This window comes from Patescibacteria group bacterium, assembly GCA_041671645.1.
Classification (GTDB): Bacteria; Patescibacteriota; UBA1384; order XYA2-FULL-43-10; family 1-14-0-10-43-13; genus JBAZBD01.
Genome location: JBAZBD010000001.1, coordinates 337,389 through 357,043, shown reverse-complemented (window position 1 = coordinate 357,043; position 19,655 = coordinate 337,389). Strand labels below are relative to the sequence as shown.

The 19,655-nt window shown below is 44.8% G+C and carries 23 protein-coding genes; 9 read left to right on the top strand and 14 right to left on the bottom strand.

Going from position 1 to position 19,655, the window contains the following annotated elements; all coding sequences use genetic code 11:
* The first annotated feature begins 110 nt into the window (after positions 1-110).
* Genes WC227_01805 through WC227_01780 form a run of 6 tightly spaced genes read left to right on the top strand, consistent with a single transcriptional unit; the run spans position 111 to position 5,475 of the window.
* Complete coding sequence (locus WC227_01805) at positions 111-1,046, top strand: 4Fe-4S dicluster domain-containing protein (GenBank protein MFA6963432.1); 936 nt, start codon at positions 111-113, stop codon at positions 1,044-1,046.
* Positions 1,039-1,827 carry an FAD/NAD(P)-binding protein gene (locus tag WC227_01800; GenBank protein ID MFA6963431.1) on the top strand — a complete coding sequence of 263 codons (789 nt, stop codon included), beginning with the start codon at positions 1,039-1,041 and terminating at the stop codon, positions 1,825-1,827. Before WC227_01805 ends, WC227_01800 begins: the two co-directional genes overlap by 8 nt.
* Positions 1,824-2,513 carry a hypothetical protein gene (locus WC227_01795; GenBank protein ID MFA6963430.1) on the top strand — a complete coding sequence of 230 codons (690 nt, stop codon included), beginning with the start codon at positions 1,824-1,826 and terminating at the stop codon, positions 2,511-2,513. The genes WC227_01800 and WC227_01795 overlap by 4 nt, the downstream gene beginning before the upstream one ends.
* A complete protein-coding gene (locus WC227_01790) occupies positions 2,513-3,754 on the top strand; it encodes a Ni/Fe hydrogenase subunit alpha (GenBank protein ID MFA6963429.1) in 1,242 nt (413 codons plus the stop codon). The genes WC227_01795 and WC227_01790 overlap by 1 nt, the downstream gene beginning before the upstream one ends.
* Before the next feature lie 37 nt (positions 3,755-3,791).
* Positions 3,792-4,679 (top strand): ABC transporter ATP-binding protein, encoded by an 888-nt coding sequence (locus WC227_01785; protein MFA6963428.1) that lies wholly within the window; start codon positions 3,792-3,794, stop codon positions 4,677-4,679.
* 1 nt (position 4,680) lies between these two features.
* Positions 4,681-5,475 (top strand): ABC transporter permease subunit, encoded by a 795-nt coding sequence (locus WC227_01780; GenBank protein ID MFA6963427.1) that lies wholly within the window; start codon positions 4,681-4,683, stop codon positions 5,473-5,475.
* Positions 5,476-5,539: 64 nt separating this feature from the next.
* Here the strand turns inward: WC227_01780 and WC227_01775 are convergent, their stop codons facing one another.
* The gene (locus WC227_01775) at positions 5,540-5,911 is read right to left on the bottom strand and encodes a hypothetical protein (protein ID MFA6963426.1); all 372 of its coding nucleotides are present in this window, start codon (positions 5,909-5,911) and stop codon (positions 5,540-5,542) included.
* Positions 5,912-6,081: 170 nt separating this feature from the next.
* Here WC227_01775 and WC227_01770 point away from each other — a divergent pair, with 170 nt between their 5' ends.
* The gene (locus WC227_01770) at positions 6,082-6,819 is read left to right on the top strand and encodes a hypothetical protein (protein MFA6963425.1); all 738 of its coding nucleotides are present in this window, start codon (positions 6,082-6,084) and stop codon (positions 6,817-6,819) included.
* Positions 6,820-6,938: 119 nt separating this feature from the next.
* Here WC227_01770 and WC227_01765 read toward each other — a convergent pair whose 3' ends face one another.
* From WC227_01765 to pyrH, 10 genes are all read right to left on the bottom strand, one after another.
* On the bottom strand, positions 6,939-7,166 hold the full coding sequence (locus WC227_01765) for a HypC/HybG/HupF family hydrogenase formation chaperone (GenBank protein ID MFA6963424.1): 228 nt from the start codon (positions 7,164-7,166) through the stop codon (positions 6,939-6,941).
* 47 nt (positions 7,167-7,213) lie between these two features.
* Positions 7,214-8,212 (bottom strand): type I glyceraldehyde-3-phosphate dehydrogenase, encoded by a 999-nt coding sequence (gap, locus tag WC227_01760; GenBank protein ID MFA6963423.1) that lies wholly within the window; start codon positions 8,210-8,212, stop codon positions 7,214-7,216.
* Between the two features lie 8 nt (positions 8,213-8,220).
* Entirely contained in the window at positions 8,221-8,964 is a 744-nt protein-coding gene (gene tpiA / locus WC227_01755; protein MFA6963422.1) for a triose-phosphate isomerase, read from the bottom strand.
* Between the two features lie 23 nt (positions 8,965-8,987).
* Positions 8,988-10,004, bottom strand: coding sequence for a gluconeogenesis factor YvcK family protein (locus WC227_01750; protein ID MFA6963421.1), 1,017 nt, complete (start codon positions 10,002-10,004; stop codon positions 8,988-8,990).
* 36 nt (positions 10,005-10,040) lie between these two features.
* Positions 10,041-11,324 carry a GIY-YIG nuclease family protein gene (locus tag WC227_01745; GenBank protein MFA6963420.1) on the bottom strand — a complete coding sequence of 428 codons (1,284 nt, stop codon included), beginning with the start codon at positions 11,322-11,324 and terminating at the stop codon, positions 10,041-10,043.
* Positions 11,325-11,385: 61 nt separating this feature from the next.
* On the bottom strand, positions 11,386-12,288 hold the full coding sequence (locus WC227_01740; GenBank protein ID MFA6963419.1) for a hypothetical protein: 903 nt from the start codon (positions 12,286-12,288) through the stop codon (positions 11,386-11,388).
* A gap of 110 nt (positions 12,289-12,398) precedes the next feature.
* Positions 12,399-13,622 carry an aminoacyl--tRNA ligase-related protein gene (locus WC227_01735; protein MFA6963418.1) on the bottom strand — a complete coding sequence of 408 codons (1,224 nt, stop codon included), beginning with the start codon at positions 13,620-13,622 and terminating at the stop codon, positions 12,399-12,401.
* 18 nt (positions 13,623-13,640) lie between these two features.
* Positions 13,641-14,726, bottom strand: coding sequence for a M50 family metallopeptidase (locus tag WC227_01730; protein ID MFA6963417.1), 1,086 nt, complete (start codon positions 14,724-14,726; stop codon positions 13,641-13,643).
* A 17-nt stretch (positions 14,727-14,743) separates the two neighbouring features.
* Positions 14,744-15,304 carry a ribosome recycling factor gene (gene frr, locus WC227_01725; protein ID MFA6963416.1) on the bottom strand — a complete coding sequence of 187 codons (561 nt, stop codon included), beginning with the start codon at positions 15,302-15,304 and terminating at the stop codon, positions 14,744-14,746.
* A 12-nt stretch (positions 15,305-15,316) separates the two neighbouring features.
* Positions 15,317-16,018: a UMP kinase gene (pyrH, locus tag WC227_01720; protein MFA6963415.1), complete on the bottom strand. Its 702-nt coding sequence runs from the start codon at positions 16,016-16,018 to the stop codon at positions 15,317-15,319.
* Positions 16,019-16,130: 112 nt separating this feature from the next.
* On the opposite strand from pyrH, the gene WC227_01715 reads away from it, so the two are divergent.
* Positions 16,131-16,604, top strand: a complete 474-nt coding sequence (locus WC227_01715) for a hypothetical protein (protein ID MFA6963414.1) — start codon at positions 16,131-16,133, stop codon at positions 16,602-16,604.
* Between the two features lie 485 nt (positions 16,605-17,089).
* Here the strand turns inward: WC227_01715 and tsf are convergent, their stop codons facing one another.
* The 3 genes from tsf to WC227_01700 all read right to left on the bottom strand — a co-directional run bounded on the left by tsf (position 17,090) and on the right by WC227_01700 (position 19,261).
* Positions 17,090-17,683, bottom strand: coding sequence for a translation elongation factor Ts (gene tsf / locus WC227_01710; GenBank protein ID MFA6963413.1), 594 nt, complete (start codon positions 17,681-17,683; stop codon positions 17,090-17,092).
* Between the two features lie 36 nt (positions 17,684-17,719).
* Complete coding sequence (rpsB, locus tag WC227_01705; protein ID MFA6963412.1) at positions 17,720-18,436, bottom strand: 30S ribosomal protein S2; 717 nt, start codon at positions 18,434-18,436, stop codon at positions 17,720-17,722.
* A 234-nt stretch (positions 18,437-18,670) separates the two neighbouring features.
* Positions 18,671-19,261, bottom strand: coding sequence for a hypothetical protein (locus WC227_01700; GenBank protein MFA6963411.1), 591 nt, complete (start codon positions 19,259-19,261; stop codon positions 18,671-18,673).
* Between the two features lie 125 nt (positions 19,262-19,386).
* On the opposite strand from WC227_01700, the gene rpmE reads away from it, so the two are divergent.
* The gene (gene rpmE / locus WC227_01695; protein ID MFA6963410.1) at positions 19,387-19,653 is read left to right on the top strand and encodes a 50S ribosomal protein L31; all 267 of its coding nucleotides are present in this window, start codon (positions 19,387-19,389) and stop codon (positions 19,651-19,653) included.
* Positions 19,654-19,655 lie beyond the last annotated feature (2 nt).

Genomic DNA, 19,655 nt, shown 5'->3' with positions numbered 1-19,655 from the left:
TCCAAAACATTAATTAAATAAATCTTAACACTATGAAGCCAAACTTTCAAAATTTGATTGCTGAAACAGATCAAAAAATGTAAAATAAAGTTAATAGTAAGGAGCGGGAAATGAAAGTCCTAGTTTCTGAGCATCAGCTCAGCCAGATATTCCATTATATCAAGCAAACGCACAAGATTTGGGGGCCTTTAGAGCTTGACGGTAAGCTTGAGTTTGGCGAACTCACAAACTTTCATCATGTTCCCCTGCCACTACCCAAAAGCATCATTCCATTCAAAAACTTGCTCTATCCCAATGGAAGGCTGCTCGACTCCACTCTCAAGGACGAGAAAATTGCGATTTGGGGGATCACAAATTGCGACGCCAAAGCGCTCCAGATATTTCGGAAGGAATTCGATCAAACTGATTTGCTCCCTCGCGAGATTTTCACCGTTATTTACCATTGCCAGCCCGACAAAGACTGCTTTTGCACCGCCTTCGGTCCAGGCAAAATCGAGAATTTTGATCTTTTTGTCGAGAAAGAGGGCGATCATTTTGCACTTTTCCCCGGTAGCGCCAAGGGCAAAGAGATACTGAAACTCCAACATCTGAAAAAGAAAAGCAATGAAGAACCGCCCGAAATCGTGCTCAAAAATGTTACAAAGCTGAACAAGAAGAAAATAAATGAATCAGTAGCCGACAAGGCCAGTCGAGAGGAGTTTTGGCGGGGTATCGGTGACAATTGTTTCGGTTGCGGCGCCTGCACTGCCGTATGCCCACTTTGCTTTTGCACCAAGAAAGAATATCGGAATCCAACTGATGGTAGTTGCCAGAAATGTGCTGGCTGGGACAGCTGTTTCGCCAAATCATTTTCCGAAATTCAAAACCACAATGATTTTCGGCCTACGAACAAAGATCGGCTTTATAACTGGTATCATCACAAATTTGTCAGAGCTTATGACAAAAGCGGCCATTTCCTCTGCACCGGATGCGGCCGATGTATCACCGCCTGCCCAGCACACTTAAATCAACACAAAATAATGGAAGACCTAGGAAACAATGCTTAATTTTGCTTCAAAAAAATATACTATCTCCGCAAAAACCGAGGTCGCGCCTTCGACTTTCCTCTTCAGGCTCAGAGGCAATTTGAAATTCATGCCTGGCCAGATTGTCGAAATCTCCTCAGACCATTTTGGCGAAGCAACTTTTGCTCCCTGTTCATCACCGAGCAATGAAAAATATTTTGAGATTTGTATCCGAAATTGCGGCTCGACTTCTCATCATTTGGCCGACCTCATGCCAGGAGACGAGATGAGCGTCCGAGGGCCTTATGGCATTGGCTGGCCGATCGAAAAATTACGAGGCAAAGAAATCGTCATGATTGCTGGTGGTCTTGGCCTTGTCCCCCTGCGACCACTTATCTCATCGATGCTGGAGAAGAATCAGAAAAATATCGCCGTCGTAGCAGGATTTCGAAGTTCCGAGCATCTTCTTTTCGAAAATGATCTCAAATCCTGGTCAAAAATATTTAAAGTTCATGCAATGACCGAAGTCGCCACAGAGCGTTTCTGGGGCGAAAAGGGTTTGATCACTGATGGAATCGAAAAACTAAAATTGAATCACAAAAAGACGGTCGCGCTGATTTGCGGACCAGAAGTGATGGTGCCTTTTTGCATCGAGGAATTGGCCAAGAAGGGGATCCAGGACAATCAAATATTTATCTCATACGAAAGGCGGATGGAGTGCGGCATCGGCATCTGCCAACATTGTAGCATTGGCAAATATCTTGTCTGCAAAGACGGGCCAGTCTTCGCATACGACAAAATCAAAGGAGAAATCGGCAAATGAAAAAAACGCTAGCGATTTTTAGTTTGACTAGTTGCGAAGGATGCCAGTTTGAGATGCTCAATCATTATGAAGAGTTCAACAAAATTCTCCAATTTTACGATTTGAAAAATTTCCGCCTTGGCCAAGAGGACAATTTTGAAGGCCCATTTGACGTCGCCATTGTAGAAGGAAGCCCAGACGGGGAAAGACAGATTAAATTTTTGAAAAATATTCGCCGTCATTCCGATATTGTAATCGCTCTTGGCGCATGCGCTCATCTCGGAGGAATTCAGTCGGAAAGAAATAGCAAACCCAGGAAATCGATCGACAAAGCCAAGGTCCAAACAGTATTGGACGTGGTCAAAGTCGACTATATAATCCCCGGCTGTCCAATCCGAGCCAAAGAACTTTTCAAATGCTTGATGGACATTTATTGGGGCAAAACCTTCGTCCTCCCCGACCTCGCTGTCTGCTTCGTTTGTCGTGAAAATGGCAATGAATGCCTGATCAAGCAGGGCAAGCCCTGCCTCGGCCCGATCACCCGCATGGGTTGCAATTCTGTATGTGTAAACAATGGCGAAGCCTGTCTAGGTTGCCGCGGCACAATTCCCGAGCCAAATATTGAAAAACTGAAGCAAATCTTGGAGCCAATGATTGGCAAAAAAGAAATGGAAAATATGATGACAATCTACGGAGAATTAAAATAATGGAATCAGTACCAAAAATTGAGGGCCATGCCGCGTTTTATACCCACCTGAAAAGCGGACAGGTCGACAAAGCTAGGATGATCGGGCTTGAGAACGACCGTTTTGTTGAGAAAATTTTGGTTGGCCGCCAATATTGGGAGGCGCCGATTATAACTTCGAGAATCTGTGGCATTTGCCCGACTATCCACAATACTACTGCCAATCGAGCCATTGAGGCCGCCTGTGGAATTGAGGTCACAGAGCAGACCAAAACGCTTAGAAAATTGATGCTGGCTGGCCAAATGATTCAAAGCCACTCCCTCCACCTCTATCTCCTCGTACTGCCTGATTTTGTTGGATCTAGTTCGTCTTTTGAATTGCAAAAAAATCATCCTGAACTGTTCAAGAACGCCATCGAGCTCAAGCGTTACGCTGATAAAATCATCGAGACGATCGGCGGACGAGCCGTTCACCCTATCGCCTCCGTCCCCGGCGGATTTAAGTCATACCCGACGAAAAATAAGCTGAAAGAATTGCTGGACTCTTCTGCTGATATTTTGGAAATTGCAGAGCAAACTGTAGCGCTATTTAAGAGTTTCAAATATCCCAAGGTTGAGCGCGAGATGATCTATAGCGCCCTTGAGTCAAAGGGAGAATACGCTTTTTATGAAGGTAATATCCGCGCTTCAAAAAGAAAAGCTTTCGCTCCAGAGTTGTATTCTGAATATCTTGTTGAAAAACTGAAGCCCTACACTCGAGCAAAATTTGCCACATTGAAAGGCAAAACTATCATGGTCGGAGCGATTGCACGTATGAATTTAAATGGTCTACCGAGTGAGCAAGTGGGTAAATTGCTAAAAGAATTTAAGATTAAGCTTCCTTTCACTAATCCGTTCGATAATATTATCGCCCAAGCGATCGAAAATTATTATTTCGTCGAACTCTCGATCGAAATATTGAAAAAAATAATCAGTGACGGGGTCAAGGAAGAGAAATTAGTCGAGCCCAAGAAGTTCGGGAAAGGCACCTCCGCCTGTGAAGCTCCTCGCGGTACGCTTTTTCACTATTACGAATTGGACAAAGAGGGATTCATCAAAAAGTGTGACATTGTCACACCGACCGTCCAAAGCCTCCCCGCCCTAGAATCTGATATGAAGAAAATCGGACCAATTCTGGCCAAACTTCGGCCAGATGAGAGAACGGCCATGATCGAGATGCTGATCCGTTCGTACGATCCCTGCATCACCTGCGCCACGCATTAATTGGAAACAAAAAATATAATTGTAGTATAATAATATTATGCAAGCGATTGAGACCAAAAATTTGACCAAATATTATACCCGCGGCAAAGTCATCGGGGTGAAAGACCTAGATATCAGCGTCAACGAGGGCGAAATTTTTGGCTTCATCGGACCAAATGGAGCAGGGAAGTCGACCACAATCCGTTTGCTCTTGGATCTGATCAGGCCGACTTCTGGCAAGGCTTCTATTCTCGGTCTTGATTGCCACAAAGATACTGTCGCCATCCGCCAGCAGATTGGATTCTTGCCAGGAGAAATCTTTCTGCCAGAAGCGATGCACGGACATGATTGCTTGAATTACTATAAGGGCTTCAAATCAAATCTCGATGAGAAATATATCAAAAGACTAATCGACAGGTTTGGGCTGGACCTTAGGAAGAAGGTCGGGGATTACTCCAAGGGGAACAAACAGAAACTAGCAATCGTCTTGGCTCTGATGCACAAACCAAAACTGCTGATTTTGGACGAGCCGACCAGCGGGCTTGACCCGATCAATCAAACCGAATTTTATAACACCATCGAAGATACCAAGAGATGGGGGACGACCACTTTCTTCTCAACCCATATCTTGCAGGAAGCCGAGAAAATTTGTGACCGTGTCGGCATTATAAAAAACGGCAAACTATTGGCTATAGAAAACATTGACGCCTTTAGAGAAAAGAATATTCGGACAATTTCCCTCGAGACCTCCGAATCACTCCCCCTATCGAATTTGAAGATTCCAGGGGTCAAGAAGATTGAACGCACAACTTCAGGCTATCGCTTGACCACCAGTGGCAAGAACGCCGAGATTATCCGATCACTCTCCAAATTCAAGATTTCTGACTTTAAAATTTCTGAGCCATCGCTCGAAGAAATATTTTTGCATTATTACGAGAAACATTGATATGTGGAATATTATTAAACGACAATTTACTGAGCAAAAAAACAGTGTTCTAATATACATAATTGGAATTTCTGCCTATTGTCTTCTGATGATTAGCCTCTTCCCCTCCCTCCAAAAGATGGACATCAAGGCAATGATGTCGCAGATGCCTGAGCAATTCACAAAATTTTTTGGTAACGATCTTACTTCGGCCTACACCTCGATCGAGGGCTACCTCTCCATGGAATTTCTATCTTTCTTCTTTATATTGATTGTGCTTTTCTATGTCGGTAGCGCTGCAGGGTCAGCTATTGCTGGGCAAATTGAAAAGAAGACTATGGATTTCAATCTATCTCAGCCTATTCCTCGCACGAAGTTCGTTATCTCACAATCAGTGATTGCCCTACTATACTCTATGGGTATTGTCTTAGCTACAGCACTTTCAATGTTTGTTTTTGGCAAAATATTCAATGCTGAATTCAAAATCACAGGTCTGCTCGCCTTCTCCGCTTTTGTCACCCTTTTTGTCTGGGCATTCTACGGTATTGGGATTTTTCTCTCCTCTTTTCTCCGTTCGAAAATGAGCGTGATGCTAGCAGTCGTTATGTTTGGTCTCGCTTCATATGTTTTCCTATCCTTGACCAGAATGGTTGACAGTATCAAGGACCTAGATTACCTTTCTATATTCCATCTCTATGATCCTCAAAAAATCTTGCAAACCGGTGAATTGAATCTAAGCAATTTGATAGTTTTGGCTGGAATATTTTTGATCGGGCTTACGGGATCGGTAATAATCTTCAACAAAAAAGACGTCTAAACTCCAAATAAAAATAGAAGCACTTTCATGCTTCTATTTTTGTGGAACCTAAAATAAACTAAATTTATTTTGCAAATGGCTCTTTGACGATGCCTTTGGCCTCTTCGATACCCTTCTTGGCGGCTTCGCCGATTGTAGCCATGCCCTCTGTGCCGATATTCTTGACTGCTTCTTCTGCCTTGGTCGTAACTTCTGCAACCGCTTCCTCTGTCGTCTTGCCTGAATCAGTCAATGATTTGACTGCGCTGACATAGACATCTCTGACCGCTTCGCTAACGTCCACTACGCCATCTTTACCCAATTCGATCACAGCACCAAATATATTGGCAACGTCCTCTGTGCCCTCTTTGAGGACTCCAGTGACCGCCGTCATTAACGACTCTGCTACTTCCCCAGTACCTTCGACAGCTCCTTTGAGCAATTCTTTCAAACCCATAATGTCCCTTCCGTTTTATTAGTTAATTCCCTGCTTCTATTATACCCCGTCATCCTCCCAGCCACAATGAAAGACAAAGTATTCGCCATATTACGCCACATTCTTCCCAAAACTCCTAATTTGTGCTACTATGCTCTCAACGAAACGCTTCGACCAAAGGAGACAGAAATATGGTTTGGCTTAGAAGACTTCTTGCTTTGTTCCTGTTTGTCATATTAATGACAAGCTATGCCCTGGCTTTGTTTTACTGCCAAGGCAGTCTACTCCCAGAATACCAGCAATGGTATTCCAAGACTATCGCGCTGATAGCGATCTGGTTCGTCACCGTAACGCTCATGGTCGGAATATACGACTATGACCGCCAGTTGAACGCTGGCCTGACTGACCGATTTTTTCTTCCCTTGACCGCCCCGGTCATCCTACCCTGTTACCTATTGGTGCAATCTATCGCAGGACAGATCGGATTCAACTGGTCAGGCGGATATTTGAGCGGCTGGTGCGCAATTGCGCAAAATCTTCTCTATCCGTGGAGAGGGCTGCTCAATCGAATCGCTACCATCGCCGTTGGGATCGTGGTCTTCGGTGTTTATTGGCTGATCATCGGCTGGGCCTGCGGAGCCTATCCACCGTTTGGCGTCTTCGCACTGTTTCGGTGGATAATCGCCATAATCCTTTTATGGATGTGGGCAGTTATCGTTCAAGGTCAAACCTACGAGAAACAGTTCGACTCTGAGGACGATTTCAGCACGCTCATGGCAATCGCTGGTCCGCTTGGCACTATCTGGCATTTCCTTATCAAATTGTGGGATGGCGATCCGCTCAATCAGGAAAGGCAAGGGACAGATTGCCAACCTCTTCCCCTCTACAAAAGACTCCGTCCGAGACCAGAACAACAAAATAGCAGATAAATCAGAAACCGCTGAAATCTCAGCGGTTTTTTATTTGTAACACAAACACCTCCCTCCAAAGGCGGGCAGGCATATATATGAGGTGTTTAATCGAGATCAAATAAAACCTTTATAGCGGCCTAGAGCAAACACTCCATCCCCTCATGGGTTTTGATAAATTCCAGATTCTCAAGCGCTTCTTTCTCAGTAATCTTTGATAGCGCTCGGCCATCATGCATCAATATCCAATCCCCTTTTTCTACCTCAGGGGCTAGTGAAATATCTGCTTCGTACTCTTTCTTGTCATAATCAAAATAGGCTTTGACACCATCAATTTTTTTAATTTTCCCTGGGATTGCAAGACACACCTGAACTCCTTTGGAGTTAAATTCCTAATTTCTAATTGCTCTAATTTCTAATTTTTTGATTTGCTGTTGGCTACTTCAATCATGTCCACAAGTCTCTCCGAATAACCCCACTCGTTGTCATACCAAGCTATAATTTTGACCAAATTTCCTCCGACAACCTGTGTCAGAGAGAGATCAACAACCGAGGAAAATTTCGTGGCGATAAAGTCAGAAGAAACGAGTGGCTCATCAGTCGTGCCCAGAATTCCCTTCATTTTCTCCTCTTCTGCCTTCTTGAACGCCCTATTCACCTCTTCGGCAGTGACGTCCTTCTTCAGCACTGCCACGATATCCGAGAGTGAAACTACTGGTGTCGGTACACGTACTGCCAAACCATCAAATTTGCCTTTGAGCTCTGGAATAGTCTTGAAAGCAGCTTTGGCCGCGCCAGTTGAGGTCGGGACAATATTGCAAGCAGCCGCTCGGGCGCGACGCAGATCTTTGTGTGGGCCATCAACCAAATTTTGGTCTGCAGTATATGAGTGAATCGTCGTCATCAATGATTTTTCGATCCCAAATTCGTCCTCGAGAACTTTCATCACAGGAGTAATACAATTCGTCGTACATGAAGCATTTGAAATTATCTCTTCACCTTTGTAATCATCAGCGTTTACGCTCATCACAAACATCGGAGTCTCATCCTTTGGCGGTGCGGACATGACCACCTTCTTCGCCCCTGCTTTGATATGGGCATTGGCATCTTCGGTCGTCAGAAAAAATCCCGTCGACTCTACAACTACATCAATCCCAAGCTCACTCCAAGGTAATTCAGCTGGATTCTTCTGGGCAAATGAGTGGATCTTTCGTTTGTCGATAATAATGGAGCCCTCTTCGTAACCGACTTCGTGATCCCAAACACCATAATTTGAATCATATTTGAGCAGATGAGCCAAGGTGGCGTCGTCAGTCAAATCGTTGATAGCGACTAGATCAAAACCTTCTCTCTCAGTAATGATTTTGGCTACTGCTCGGCCGATACGTCCGAAGCCATTGATTGCAATTTTCATACTTTCTCCTACTTTTTAATCGATTTTACGTCTGACCATGTTTTGCAGATTGTGATGAATTCTCCACTTCTGACCGAAGCACCGCCGACCAGTACACCATCAATTTCTGGACGCTCGGCATAGCCTTTGATATTGCTAGACTTGACGCTACCGCCATATAGAATTGGGGTAGAATCGCTCACAATTTCACGCAGCTTGCTAATCACCCGTGCAACATATTCTGGCTCGGCATTTTCACCTGTGCCGATAGCCCAGACTGGCTCGTAAGCCACGATAATATCTTTCAGTCTGCTCTTGGGAACATGATCCAACGCTTCCTTGAGTTCTTTGACCGGTTCTTCCGGCTTGTTCTTCGTCCTTCGCTCGCCCACACAGATTATCGGAGTGATCTTGGCCTTAAGAGCGGCCAAAACTTTTTCGTTGACATCAAAATCAGTTTCGCCGAAATATTCTCGGCGCTCCGAGTGTCCAATAATCGTATAATTTACAACTTCTTTCAACATCAGAGGCGAGATTTCTCCGGTAAACGCTCCTTCGATTTCATGAAACATATTCTGGGCTCCGAGCATCGTAGTCGGATTTTTCTTCAATATCAGAGCCATTTCAGTCAGCCAGAGCGAGGGCGGACAGAGAATTACTTCAACCCCAGGGACCTTGGCCACGCCATTCCTGATCGATGTCGCCAAAACATGAGCGTCAGCTATGCTTGTCGCATACATCTTCCAATTACCGACGATGATAGAACGTTTCATAATTCCTCCAATAGATTTAGGACCTAATGCTTGATTTCATTATACAATCCAATTACCTTTTTGGCCAATTTGTTTGGGTCATGATAAAGCGGATTCTTCTGATCGACGAGATCCGCACGAACGATTTTTATCCGGCCAACCTCTTTCTGCTTGGTCGTGATATTATAGACTTCGCCAAGCTTGTCGCTCTTGATCGAACGTCGTAGCACCCGAGAATTGACAAGAGCGTAATCAAATATATTGGCACCAGCATGGCTCTCCAGCGCCCTAATATGATCTTCAACTGTATAATTTTCCGTCTCTCCACGTTCAGTTGAGCAGTTTGCAATATAGATTTTTACTGAACTACTCGCCTTGAGCGCATTTCTGAGGCCAGAAATCAAAAGGTTTGGCATGATACTAGTGTAGAGACTGCCCGGCCCGATAATTATCAGGTCCGCCTCCTTGATCGCCTTGGTCGCCTTGGCGTAAGCCCTGACGCCCTTCTCTGACAAATATACTTTCCTAATTATCTTGCCAGCTTTGACGAACTTTGATTCCCCTCTCATCGCAGTACCGTCGGTGAAATCTGCCACCAAATCAATCTTATTGAGCGTCGCTGGCAATACCTTACCGGCGGTCTGGAAAATACTAGAAGTCGCCTCGATCGATTTCTCAAATGAGCCAGCGATCTCCGTCATTGCTGTAATCCAAATATTGCCCAAGGTGTGGCCGCCAAAAAGTCTCTTCTTGAAACGGTATTCGAAAACTTTGCCGACCAATTCTTCGTCGTAGGCGAGCGCCGAAATACATTTTCTGATGTCCCCTGGCGGCAACATATCGTATTCCGCCCTGATCTCGCCAGAAGAGGCGCCATCATCAGTCACCGCCACAATCGCTGTGATCTGGTCAGAGTACTTTTTCAATCCGCGAAGTAAATTCGACAAGCCCGTACCGCCGCCGATGACCGCAATTTTGATAGCCCCACCTGCGTTGAATCTCGGGTCTGATGGGTCAAACCGAAGCCACTTCCACCAATTTTTGGCAAACTTTTTCAGCATGGAATAATATTACCACAATAGAGATTGCTAGCAATATTATTTGATCAGATCTTTGCGGTGGAGTTTGCGGTAGTACTCGATAGCGAAGCGATGGGCCTCATCGCGAGCCGAGATCAATATATTTTTGGCTTCATCATTGCCGGCTAGATAGCTAGCCACGAAAGGATTGCCGTAATGAAAATCATTTTTTTGCCTTTTCGGTCCCTTGGAAATCGAGACGACAGGAATATCAAAACCAGTATCTTTCAATACCTCCAGAGCAATCTTTAATTGCAATGTCCCTCCGTCTATCACCATCAAATCGGGCTTTGGCCAATTGTTCCCGAATCTTCGCTCAAGCACCTGCTTTAGCCTAGCCAAATCGCTCTGCTCTTGATCGTCCGACACACGAATTTTAAATTTCTTATACTCTTCTTTGTCTGATTTACCGTCAGAAAACACCACCATCGAACCGACAGCATATTTTGATCCGATATTCGCGATGTCATAACATTCTATCCGTTTGAAAATAATTCTCTTCTCGAAAACGTCATCTCGCAGCCCAATCGCCACATCTTTCAAATGGTTCAAAGCGGCCAATTTATTTCGGACAAGTGCTGCCTCTTCAAATTTTTTGGCGCGGCTCAATCGGTTCATTTCCTTTTCAAGACTTGCGATAATCAACTGCTTCTTGCCTCGAAGAAAACTTTTTAGATATGAGATATTCTTGCCGTATTGTTTCTCATCCACCCACTCATTGCATGGGCCAGAGCATACTCGGATATCACCGTAAATGCAGGGGCGGCCTTTGCGCTTGTAAATGTTAAACTTGGTCTTCGAACAATCACGAAATGGAAAGATCTTACGCAAATATTGCAGGGATTTCTTCAATAACAATCCAGACGGATATGGGCCAAAATAGTCGGCTGTCTTGTCGGAGAGATCAATATTTTTGAATCGAACGAGCTCAACCAATGGGAATTCTCCGTCTGCCGACCGTAGCCTTGGCGAAGGATGGCCACTCTTAGCAATCTTTATTGCCAAGAATGACTTGTCATCCTTCAGCCGTACGTTGTACTTTGGCTTTAGCTTCTTGATCAATTCTGCTTCAAGGATTACCGCCTCAATCTCAGAATCAGTCTCAATCCACTTGATATCAACAGCTTCCTGGACCATTATCTCGATCGCTGGCCCGCGACCAAGCTCTTTCATGAAATATTGCTTAATTCGATTCTTCAGATTTTTGGCTTTACCCAAATACAAAACCTTCCCCTTTTGATCGAGGAAACGATATACGCCTGGAGACGCTGGGGTATTTGTGATCGTTTTGTATGAATTCATATAGCAATGATCTTAGCTGAAAAATATAATTTACGCTAGATAATTAAAAACTGGCTCGTCATTATTCTGACGAACCAGTCGGTTCTTTCCCCTTTCGAGGATGTGACTGAGAGAGTCTCTTGCGCTCAAGAAACATTTCAAGCGAAAGTGCTGAGAGCAGATAGTCTCCAATTACGGAGACTGCGACCCCAAACGTCTTGCGTAGTTGACGATATCCGACTATTGTCGTCTCTCCAGCAGATGCTGCATGGAAATTTTCAATGACGAAGTCACGGAGACGATGAAGCTGACATTCGGGATATCTCTGCCAGCCTCTGGCGACAGCAAGATTTTTGTTGTCCAACTTGCCAGAACCGTTGTGAGTACCCAAACCTTCTGGGTCTCTTTTCTTCACCTGCTTCACAGTCGTCCGCTTTTCCAGATGAACAAGCTTGTTCCACGTCTCGTGTTCCTCATGGCTGAGGCAATTGCGAAGTAGCTGACTAACTGCATCTGGATGCATATCGTACTGCCGTGCCAAATCATCAATGCTGATAATCGGACGCATTGCCCTGATCCGTCTCCTGACAAATCTCATCACAGCCCAACGCAACTTACTCGGATAACTCCGATAGTTACGACGATCAGTCTGTTTTTCCCGCTCGCGGACTATGGCAGCGATGGCCAGTCCACGGCTGTAAATAGCCCGATCTCCTTCAGATAGTCGCTCATAGGCCTCTCTCACAGTCCAGATCGTAGTCTGGCAGATATGACCGATCCGAGCAAGAGAAATGAAACGACGAATCGGCACTTCTGTTTTCTGTGCGTGAGCCTTCTTGTAATCCTCTATCCGAGGACGCAGCTCCTCAAGTACGCGTTCGATATCCTTCTCAAGTATATCGCTCGATAATAGATACTGATGTACATTTTTTTGGTGTACATTTTTATCAGAACGCTCTGCATTTCTACGCGTTTTTACTGTCATTAGACTACCACCCCTTCAAAAACGTTTGGTGATATTATAACATAAATTAATAATTATTCAATAACAAAAGCGGTCTCACAGGAGGCCGCGTCTTTGCTATCAGGTATTTCTTAGAGCGCTTTGTCCAAATCAGATATTTTTACAATCGTCATCTCCCCGCCCCGTACCATTTCTACTGAATCAGCATCGAGAGTCTTCTTGCTTACGACGATCCGAATTGGGCTACCGACCAGATCGGCCTCGGCGAATTTCTCGCCTGCTGACATTTCACGATCATCATATAGAACTTCAACATTTTTCTCGAGTAATTCTTTGTAAATTTCCTCAGCCTTTTCGTTTTGGTTCAATGAAATCAAATGGACTTTGTAGGGTGCGACTTCAACTGGCCATACCATTTTGTTCTTGGCTACGTCATAGTGAACTTCGACAATTGTGGCCAAGGCACGAGTGATCCCGATGCCATAACACCCCATGGTGAAGACCTGCTCTTTGCCGTCTCTGTCCAGGAAAGTACCATTCATCGGTTTGGAATATTTGTCTTTGAGAGGGAAAATATTGCCGACTTCAATGCCACGGCCGACTTTAACCAGAGCACCACATTTTGGACATTTATCGCCCTCAGTCACTTCGGCTACCTCTTTGTTTTGTGCAAAATCACATTTGTCGCAATAATATATTGTGTCCTCGCCCACCGCCGTCAGAACCTGAAACTCATGAGAATATTTGGAAAATATTCCGCCAGAAGCCTCGACGATTCGAGCATCAAGGCCGAATCTCTTGAAAACTTCATTGTAAGCTTCCTTCGATCTCTCATAATAGGAATTGAAATCTTCTTCGCTTTCATGGAAGCTGTATAAATCCTTCATGATGAACTCTCGGCCGCGCAGAAGCCCGGACTTGGCTCTTGGCTCATTTCGGAATTTGGTCTGGATTTGGTAAAGAGCGAGTGGCAAATCTTTGTAAGATTTGACCTTCTTGCGCACAATATCGATCACCTGCTCCTCATGAGTTGGGGCGAGTAGTATAGTCTTGCCACGAGCGTCGACTAGTTTATAGAAAATATCGACCGCGGATTCTGATCGGCCAGTTTCATCCCAAAGCTCTTTGGGCTGGAGCACGTTCATCAAAACTTCTTGGCCGCCGATTTTGTTCATCTCTTCGCGAACAATATTCTCGATCTTCTTGATGACTCGGAGCCCAAGCGGAAGTAGAGAATACACTCCTGCCATCTGCTTTTCAGCAAAAGAAGCCCTGATCAGATAAGAAGCATTGATCGAGTCAGCATCAGCTGGCACCTCTTTACGAGTTTTCAAGAAAAGTTGTGATTGTTTCATACGACTCCAATATCTATCTTATTTGTGAAATAGTCTGATTATATCCTTGACCGTCACAGCCAGCACCAAAAGCATAAGCACTGCGAAGCCAATGTTGTGAATAATATTTTCGATGTTCTCCTTCAAGATACGCTTGCCAAAGATTTTTTCAAGGATAATGAAAAGGGCACGGCCACCGTCCAAAGCTGGAATCGGCAGAATATTGATCAAGCCCAAATTGATCGAGAGCATAGCGATAAATTGGAACAACACACCGATTCCGGCGCGAGCCGCGTCTCCAGAAAGATTGTAGATTGCGACTGGCCCGCCAACTTGATCAGACAAGGTCCCTGTGTGAAATAATTGGGAGAAGAAACTTCCCAGAAACATAAATATGACTTTGACGATGCCCCAAGTCTCAAGAAGAGCAACATACGGCGCGGCATACCATTTCACTTTGACGATAGACTGGTTGACCATCCCGATCCCTAGCGGCGCTTCTGTGGCAGGAAGCAAGATTGTCTGCTCTACTGGCACATTGTTTCGATTTATCTTGATCGTAATTTCCGATCCCTTATTCCGTCCGGAAAAATCTGTCACTTGCTCTGGAGTTGTCGGTGTGACTTCGTCTGTTCCCTTGGTCAATTTGACTATTTGGTCTCCGAGCTTAACCCCCGCTTTTTGAGCAGATGAACCGTCAAGAAACTCGACGATGTAGACTTGGCCTTTGGTCGCTTGGCTGAATGGGACTTCGTCAGAAGGCGTGACCGGCGGCGTCATCCCGATGCTCAGACCGATCGATAGAATTATCCAGGCCAGGACAAAGTTCATAATTACACCAGCAACAGAAATGGCGAAGCGCTTCCCTGGCTTCTGCTGGTTAAAAGCTCTCGGGCTGGCTGACTCGGTCTCCTCGCCTAGCATTTTGACATAGCCGCCAAAAATCAGAGCACCAATGGAATACTTCGTCTCGCCTTTTTTGAATGAGAAAATCCGAGGCGGAAAACCGATAGAGAACTCCTCGACTTTCACTCCAACCATTTTCGCCACGATAAAATGACCTAGCTCATGAACTAGAATCAGTATTCCCAGGACAAATATAAAGGCCAAAATTGTGATAAACATAATTGCTCAGAATTCTGTTAGATTTTCATTATTTCTTGTTCTTTTTCGGCCACTACTCTATCGGCGGTCGAATTCATCTCGGTAACGATTTTGTTCAATTCGTCCTCGGCGCGATACCGATCGTCCTCGGTCACTTCTTTGTTTTTCTCAGCTGTCTGAACCTTGTCCCAGATTTCTCTTCGAACATTGCGAAGAGAAACTTTGGTCTCCTCCCCAGACTTTTTGACCTGAGTGACAATATCACGGCGTCTCTCTTCGGTCATCGGAGGCAAGACAAGTCTGATCTGCTGGCCATCATTTACTGGGTTGAGGCCAACGTTTGAAGCCCGAATTGCCGTCTCAATATCGCCCAAGACGTTACGATCCCAAGGCTTGATCACAATCTGATTCGCTTCTGGCACGCTGACAGAAGCCATCGCACTGATTGTCGAGCTAGAACCATAATATGGCACCATCACCCCATCCAAAATAGCTGGGTTGGCTCGGCCTGTCCGGACTCGAGACAATTCTTCTTTCAAATTTTCGATCGCCGCCAACATTTTTGGCTTGGCTTCTTTCAATAAATTATCAACTGACATGGCTATCCTTTTTTAATTAATAATGGTTCCTACAGTCTCGCCCATTACTACTTTCTTAATATTACCATGTTTCATAAGTTCGAACACGCAAATCGGCACAGCATTGTCCATGCAAAGAGTGATCGCTGTACTGTCCATCACCTCGATTTTTTTATTGATCACATCCAGGTAGGTAAGATTTGGTATTTTGACCGCATCAGCGTTTTTCACAGGGTCTTTGTCATAAACACCATCAACTTTGGTCGCTTTGAGCACGATGTTACAGTCCAATTCGCACGCTCTGATCGCTGCCGCTGTATCGGTCGAGAAATACGGATTGCCGCTACCAGCTGCCGCGATCACGACTCGGCCCTTTTCCAGATGGCGAATTGCCTTGTCGCGGATATATGGCTCGCAGACCTTCGGCATGTCCAATGCAGAGGCGACACGACTCTCAACATCTATCTTTGATAACGCGCTTCGGAGAGCCAGAGAGTTCATCACCGTCGCCAACATGCCAATATAATCACCCGTAATTCTCTTCATGCCGTGCTCTTCCGCCGCTCTACCGCGGAAAATATTACCGCCGCCCAGGACTACGACTACCTCTGTGCCGACCCCCACCAATTCTTTGATTTCGCCCGCCACAAAATCACAAGCTTTGGGATCGATATTGTGATCATTCCCAAGCAAAGCCTCACCTGATAGTTTCAATAAAATTCTTTTGTATTTCATGCCCTTATATTAGCTCAATCTTGCTTGTTTGTCTCTATTGACTAATTCGAGTTTTAGTTTATAATAACGACATCTTAGCAGGGCTAAGAAAAAACAAACAAGGGGAACGAAAATGAAAAGTCTCGACGAACTTTTCGCATCCAACATACAGACTGTTGTAGACGAAGCGGTCCATGCAACCCTTATTATCTTGACTCAGGTTGAGGAAAGATCAGCATACTTGAATATGTCTCACCAGAAAACAGGGATCGACTTGGCACATATCCCCGATGAGGAAGACGCATTGTTTCTTGGAGCCAACACTATCAGAAGCGGAAATTCAGAAAATGATGCACTTTCATTGGGATCAGTTGTGATCGTTGTCCTCCACCAGACTCTGGTAAGAGACAATCAGATGTACAAAATGGCGTATTGGGCCCAGCTGGAAGAGCATATTCTCAGGGAAGGCTTAGGGAGCTGGTCCGAGGCAATCAGGCATCTCTCGGCCACTGGCCTAAAGATTGGAGGATACAAATTCTCCACATCAAACGTCTCAGCCAAAGACATCGCCAGGATGGAAGAATGGCTAACAAAAACGGCCGAATAATCAAATTCAGTAGTCATCTAATGTTGATGACTACTTTTTATTTTCACAACAAAAAAATGGCGCCGGATTTCTCCAACACCATTTTCTATATGCTATAATGCAAGATTATAACTTTACTCTCCGATTTCGTACGTTTGTCTCTATTGACTATTTTGAGATTTAGTTTATAATAAAGACATCAAATCTGAAGGAGAATTGATATGAACAGTCAGACGCAAACAGTCTATAGCATACTAATTTATGGTACTGCATTCTCCGGAATCTATTTTCACGATCTTACGTGGACAGGGCTAGGTGTCATTTCTGCAATCCTATATCATGCTTGGATAACTGGAATTAAAAGATGACCACCTTCATCTCAGCAATCACCGTCACAATGTGACGGTGATATTTATTTTGTCATTGCAATATCGTGAGTGTAATTCGCGAACGAGCTACAAAAATGACCGCATTGCTGCGGTCATTTTCTATATTTGAAATTTTTTTTACTCACCGATTTCGTATCTGACAAACCGCCCGATTACGATCTTCTCGCCGATCTTGGAAGTCAGGTCAGTAAGCAAATCGCCAACTGTCTTGGACGGATCCTTGACGAAAGGCTGATCGAGCAAACAGATTTCTTCGAGAAATTTGTTGATCTTGCCTTCAGCGATCTTCTCGGCCATCTCGGCTGGTTTGCCCAAAGCCTTGACCTCTTCGACCAAGATTGCTTTTTCTTTTTCTACGATTTCGGCTGGAACATTTTCCTTTGCGATATATTTTGAGTTCATTGCCGCGATGTGAAGAGCGATATCGTGAGCGAAAGCTTTGAATTCATCGTTCTTGGCGACGAAATCAGTTTCTGCCAATACTTCGACCATGACGCCGATTTTGCCGTTGCTGTGAATGTATGAATCAATCACACCATTTTTGGTCTCGCGCTCTGCTCTCTTGGCCGCTTTGGCCATACCGCGTTTGCGCAATACTTCGATCGCCTTCTCCTGGTCGCCATTGGTCTCTTCGAGTGCTTTCTTGCACTCCATCATACCGATACCGGTTCGAGCTCTGAGTTCTGAAATTTCTTTGGCAGTAATAGCCATATTATTCCTTCAATATTTAATTGATTTGAAATTGTCTTATTTCTTGTCTTCTGTGACTTTGACTTTGTCTCTGGCTTCTTTGATGATACCTGCGAAGAGAGAGGCGAAGAGTCTGACAGATTTGGTTGCGTCATCATTGGCTGGGATAGGATACTCGACAGCGTTTGGATCAGCGTTTGTGTCAACGAGTGCGATGACTGGGATATGGTCGCATTTGGCTTCTTTGAGTGCAATTTTCTCGTCATGGGAACCGAAGAGAATCAATGCATCTGGTTTTCTGTCCAAATTGACTAGGCCGCCCAAGAACTTCTCACCGCGAGCGACGTCTTTGCGCACGCGTGAAAGCTCAGACTTGGTCATTTCTGACTTTCCTTCGTCATCAAGGGCAATCTCTTCAACTTGCTTCTTGTATCTCTGGATCGCGCCTCTGATAGCCTCGAAGTTTGTGATTGTGCCACCGAGCCAACGAATGTTGACATAAGAAATGCCAGCCTTGCCAGCTTCCTCTTTGATGATAGAGCCAGTCTGCTTCTTGGTACCGACGAAGATGAAGGTCTTGCCAGCCGCAGCTTCTCTACGTACAAAATCGGCCGCTTTCTGGACTGCTTCCTCTGTCTTTTCCAAATTGATAATATGTACACCAGACTTTGAGGTGTAAATGTAAGGGGCCATCTTTGGGAACCAACGTGAAGTCTTGTGTCCGAAATGAACACCAGCGTCCAGCATTTCCCTAAGGGTTGGTAAATTCGTCATCAAAAAACCTTTCTACTTTATAACTTTATAGACTTTATGAACTTTGAACTGTTCTTGGGTTTCTTTATACCGCCGCTCAGCTATTGCCCCGATCCGCCAGCTGGCGGATGAGGAAGAAACCTGGAGTTGAGCGTGTGAATTTTGGTGAACTTAATTCTTTGACTATATTACATCATTTTGTGACTTTTTGCAAGGGAAAATAAAAAGACAGGCAACTGCTGTCGTCTGTCCAGTCTACAAAACTTTTCCTGTGATCCCCCGTCTCTCCCAGTACTTCTGGGTTAAGTCCAATTTGAAGTTCGGCGTGACAATGCGAGCGAATTCCAGCTCAAAGAGCTGTAGCCTTGGACCCTTTGTCAGTTGAAGCAGATTTTGGGCCGTCCTTCTTAGGATGTCGATCCTGTCTCTTCTTGCAGTGTGCAACAATCTAAGAAAGAAATGACGGCCTGTCGGATCAGACAAGGCCTCCTTGAGATTATCCGAGCAACTTAACCGAGTGAAACTCTCCTTATATTGCTGTTCCGTTTGCCATCCGCAATAGTATTCCAACCAGAGTTGATACAGGGTATGAGCATCAGTATGCCCATACCGAATTGAATCAGGAATCAGGCGCCAAGCTGAGAGATAACAGAGATGATCTAAGTGCTTGGTGCAAGCTATACTTTGCTCATTTGGCCCATTTCTGAGGGTCAGGAAGTACTCCATATTCGACCCAGTGTCCAGTGATGAAATGGCCTGGGCAATCGAATCGTGATAGAGTGCGTTGCCGACCACGCTTCCGTCAGTGCGGAAGCAAATCCAAGACTTCTGATTTCGCGTAAGCATAATTATGCTCCCCCTTTTTCTGCGCCCCCTTTCGGTTAGCGCTAATAAACTTATACTCTTGCGTTGACTAAAGTTCAATACTGTGCTAGAATTTCAAAAGAAATTAGTTATCGATAAGATATTTTATGAAAAAAGACATCCACCCAACTTATAACAAAGATGTAGTCGCCAAATGTGCTTGTGGCGGCGAATATCTCACAGGTTCGACTCGCGAAGAGATCAAAGTCGAGATTTGTTCAGCATGCCATCCTTTCTTCACAGGCAAACAGAAATTGGTTGATACTGCTGGCCGCGTTGACAAATTCAAGGCTCGTCTCGAGGCTTCCAAGAAAATGAAGGAAGAAGCTGCCAAGAAGCCTGAAAAAGTGAAAAAAGTCAAAGAAGAGAAATAACT

Excerpts from the sequence above, each read along its gene's own strand:
- WC227_01805 (MFA6963432.1), top strand. The coding sequence starts at position 111 with ATGAAAGTCCTAGTTTCTGAGCATCAGCTCAGCCAGATATTCCATTAT.
- WC227_01800 (MFA6963431.1), top strand. The coding sequence starts at position 1,039 with ATGCTTAATTTTGCTTCAAAAAAATATACTATCTCCGCAAAAACCGAG.
- WC227_01795 (MFA6963430.1), top strand. The coding sequence starts at position 1,824 with ATGAAAAAAACGCTAGCGATTTTTAGTTTGACTAGTTGCGAAGGATGC.
- WC227_01790 (MFA6963429.1), top strand. The coding sequence starts at position 2,513 with ATGGAATCAGTACCAAAAATTGAGGGCCATGCCGCGTTTTATACCCAC.
- WC227_01785 (MFA6963428.1), top strand. The coding sequence starts at position 3,792 with ATGCAAGCGATTGAGACCAAAAATTTGACCAAATATTATACCCGCGGC.
- WC227_01780 (MFA6963427.1), top strand. The coding sequence starts at position 4,681 with ATGTGGAATATTATTAAACGACAATTTACTGAGCAAAAAAACAGTGTT.
- WC227_01775 (MFA6963426.1), bottom strand. The coding sequence starts at position 5,911 with ATGGGTTTGAAAGAATTGCTCAAAGGAGCTGTCGAAGGTACTGGGGAA.
- WC227_01770 (MFA6963425.1), top strand. The coding sequence starts at position 6,082 with ATGGTTTGGCTTAGAAGACTTCTTGCTTTGTTCCTGTTTGTCATATTA.
- gap (MFA6963423.1), bottom strand. The coding sequence starts at position 8,212 with ATGAAAATTGCAATCAATGGCTTCGGACGTATCGGCCGAGCAGTAGCC.
- tpiA (MFA6963422.1), bottom strand. The coding sequence starts at position 8,964 with ATGAAACGTTCTATCATCGTCGGTAATTGGAAGATGTATGCGACAAGC.
- WC227_01750 (MFA6963421.1), bottom strand. The coding sequence starts at position 10,004 with ATGCTGAAAAAGTTTGCCAAAAATTGGTGGAAGTGGCTTCGGTTTGAC.
- WC227_01745 (MFA6963420.1), bottom strand. The coding sequence starts at position 11,324 with ATGAATTCATACAAAACGATCACAAATACCCCAGCGTCTCCAGGCGTA.
- WC227_01740 (MFA6963419.1), bottom strand. The coding sequence starts at position 12,288 with ATGACAGTAAAAACGCGTAGAAATGCAGAGCGTTCTGATAAAAATGTA.
- WC227_01735 (MFA6963418.1), bottom strand. The coding sequence starts at position 13,622 with ATGAAACAATCACAACTTTTCTTGAAAACTCGTAAAGAGGTGCCAGCT.
- WC227_01730 (MFA6963417.1), bottom strand. The coding sequence starts at position 14,726 with ATGTTTATCACAATTTTGGCCTTTATATTTGTCCTGGGAATACTGATT.
- frr (MFA6963416.1), bottom strand. The coding sequence starts at position 15,304 with ATGTCAGTTGATAATTTATTGAAAGAAGCCAAGCCAAAAATGTTGGCG.
- pyrH (MFA6963415.1), bottom strand. The coding sequence starts at position 16,018 with ATGAAATACAAAAGAATTTTATTGAAACTATCAGGTGAGGCTTTGCTT.
- WC227_01715 (MFA6963414.1), top strand. The coding sequence starts at position 16,131 with ATGAAAAGTCTCGACGAACTTTTCGCATCCAACATACAGACTGTTGTA.
- tsf (MFA6963413.1), bottom strand. The coding sequence starts at position 17,683 with ATGGCTATTACTGCCAAAGAAATTTCAGAACTCAGAGCTCGAACCGGT.
- rpsB (MFA6963412.1), bottom strand. The coding sequence starts at position 18,436 with ATGACGAATTTACCAACCCTTAGGGAAATGCTGGACGCTGGTGTTCAT.
- WC227_01700 (MFA6963411.1), bottom strand. The coding sequence starts at position 19,261 with ATGCTTACGCGAAATCAGAAGTCTTGGATTTGCTTCCGCACTGACGGA.
- rpmE (MFA6963410.1), top strand. The coding sequence starts at position 19,387 with ATGAAAAAAGACATCCACCCAACTTATAACAAAGATGTAGTCGCCAAA.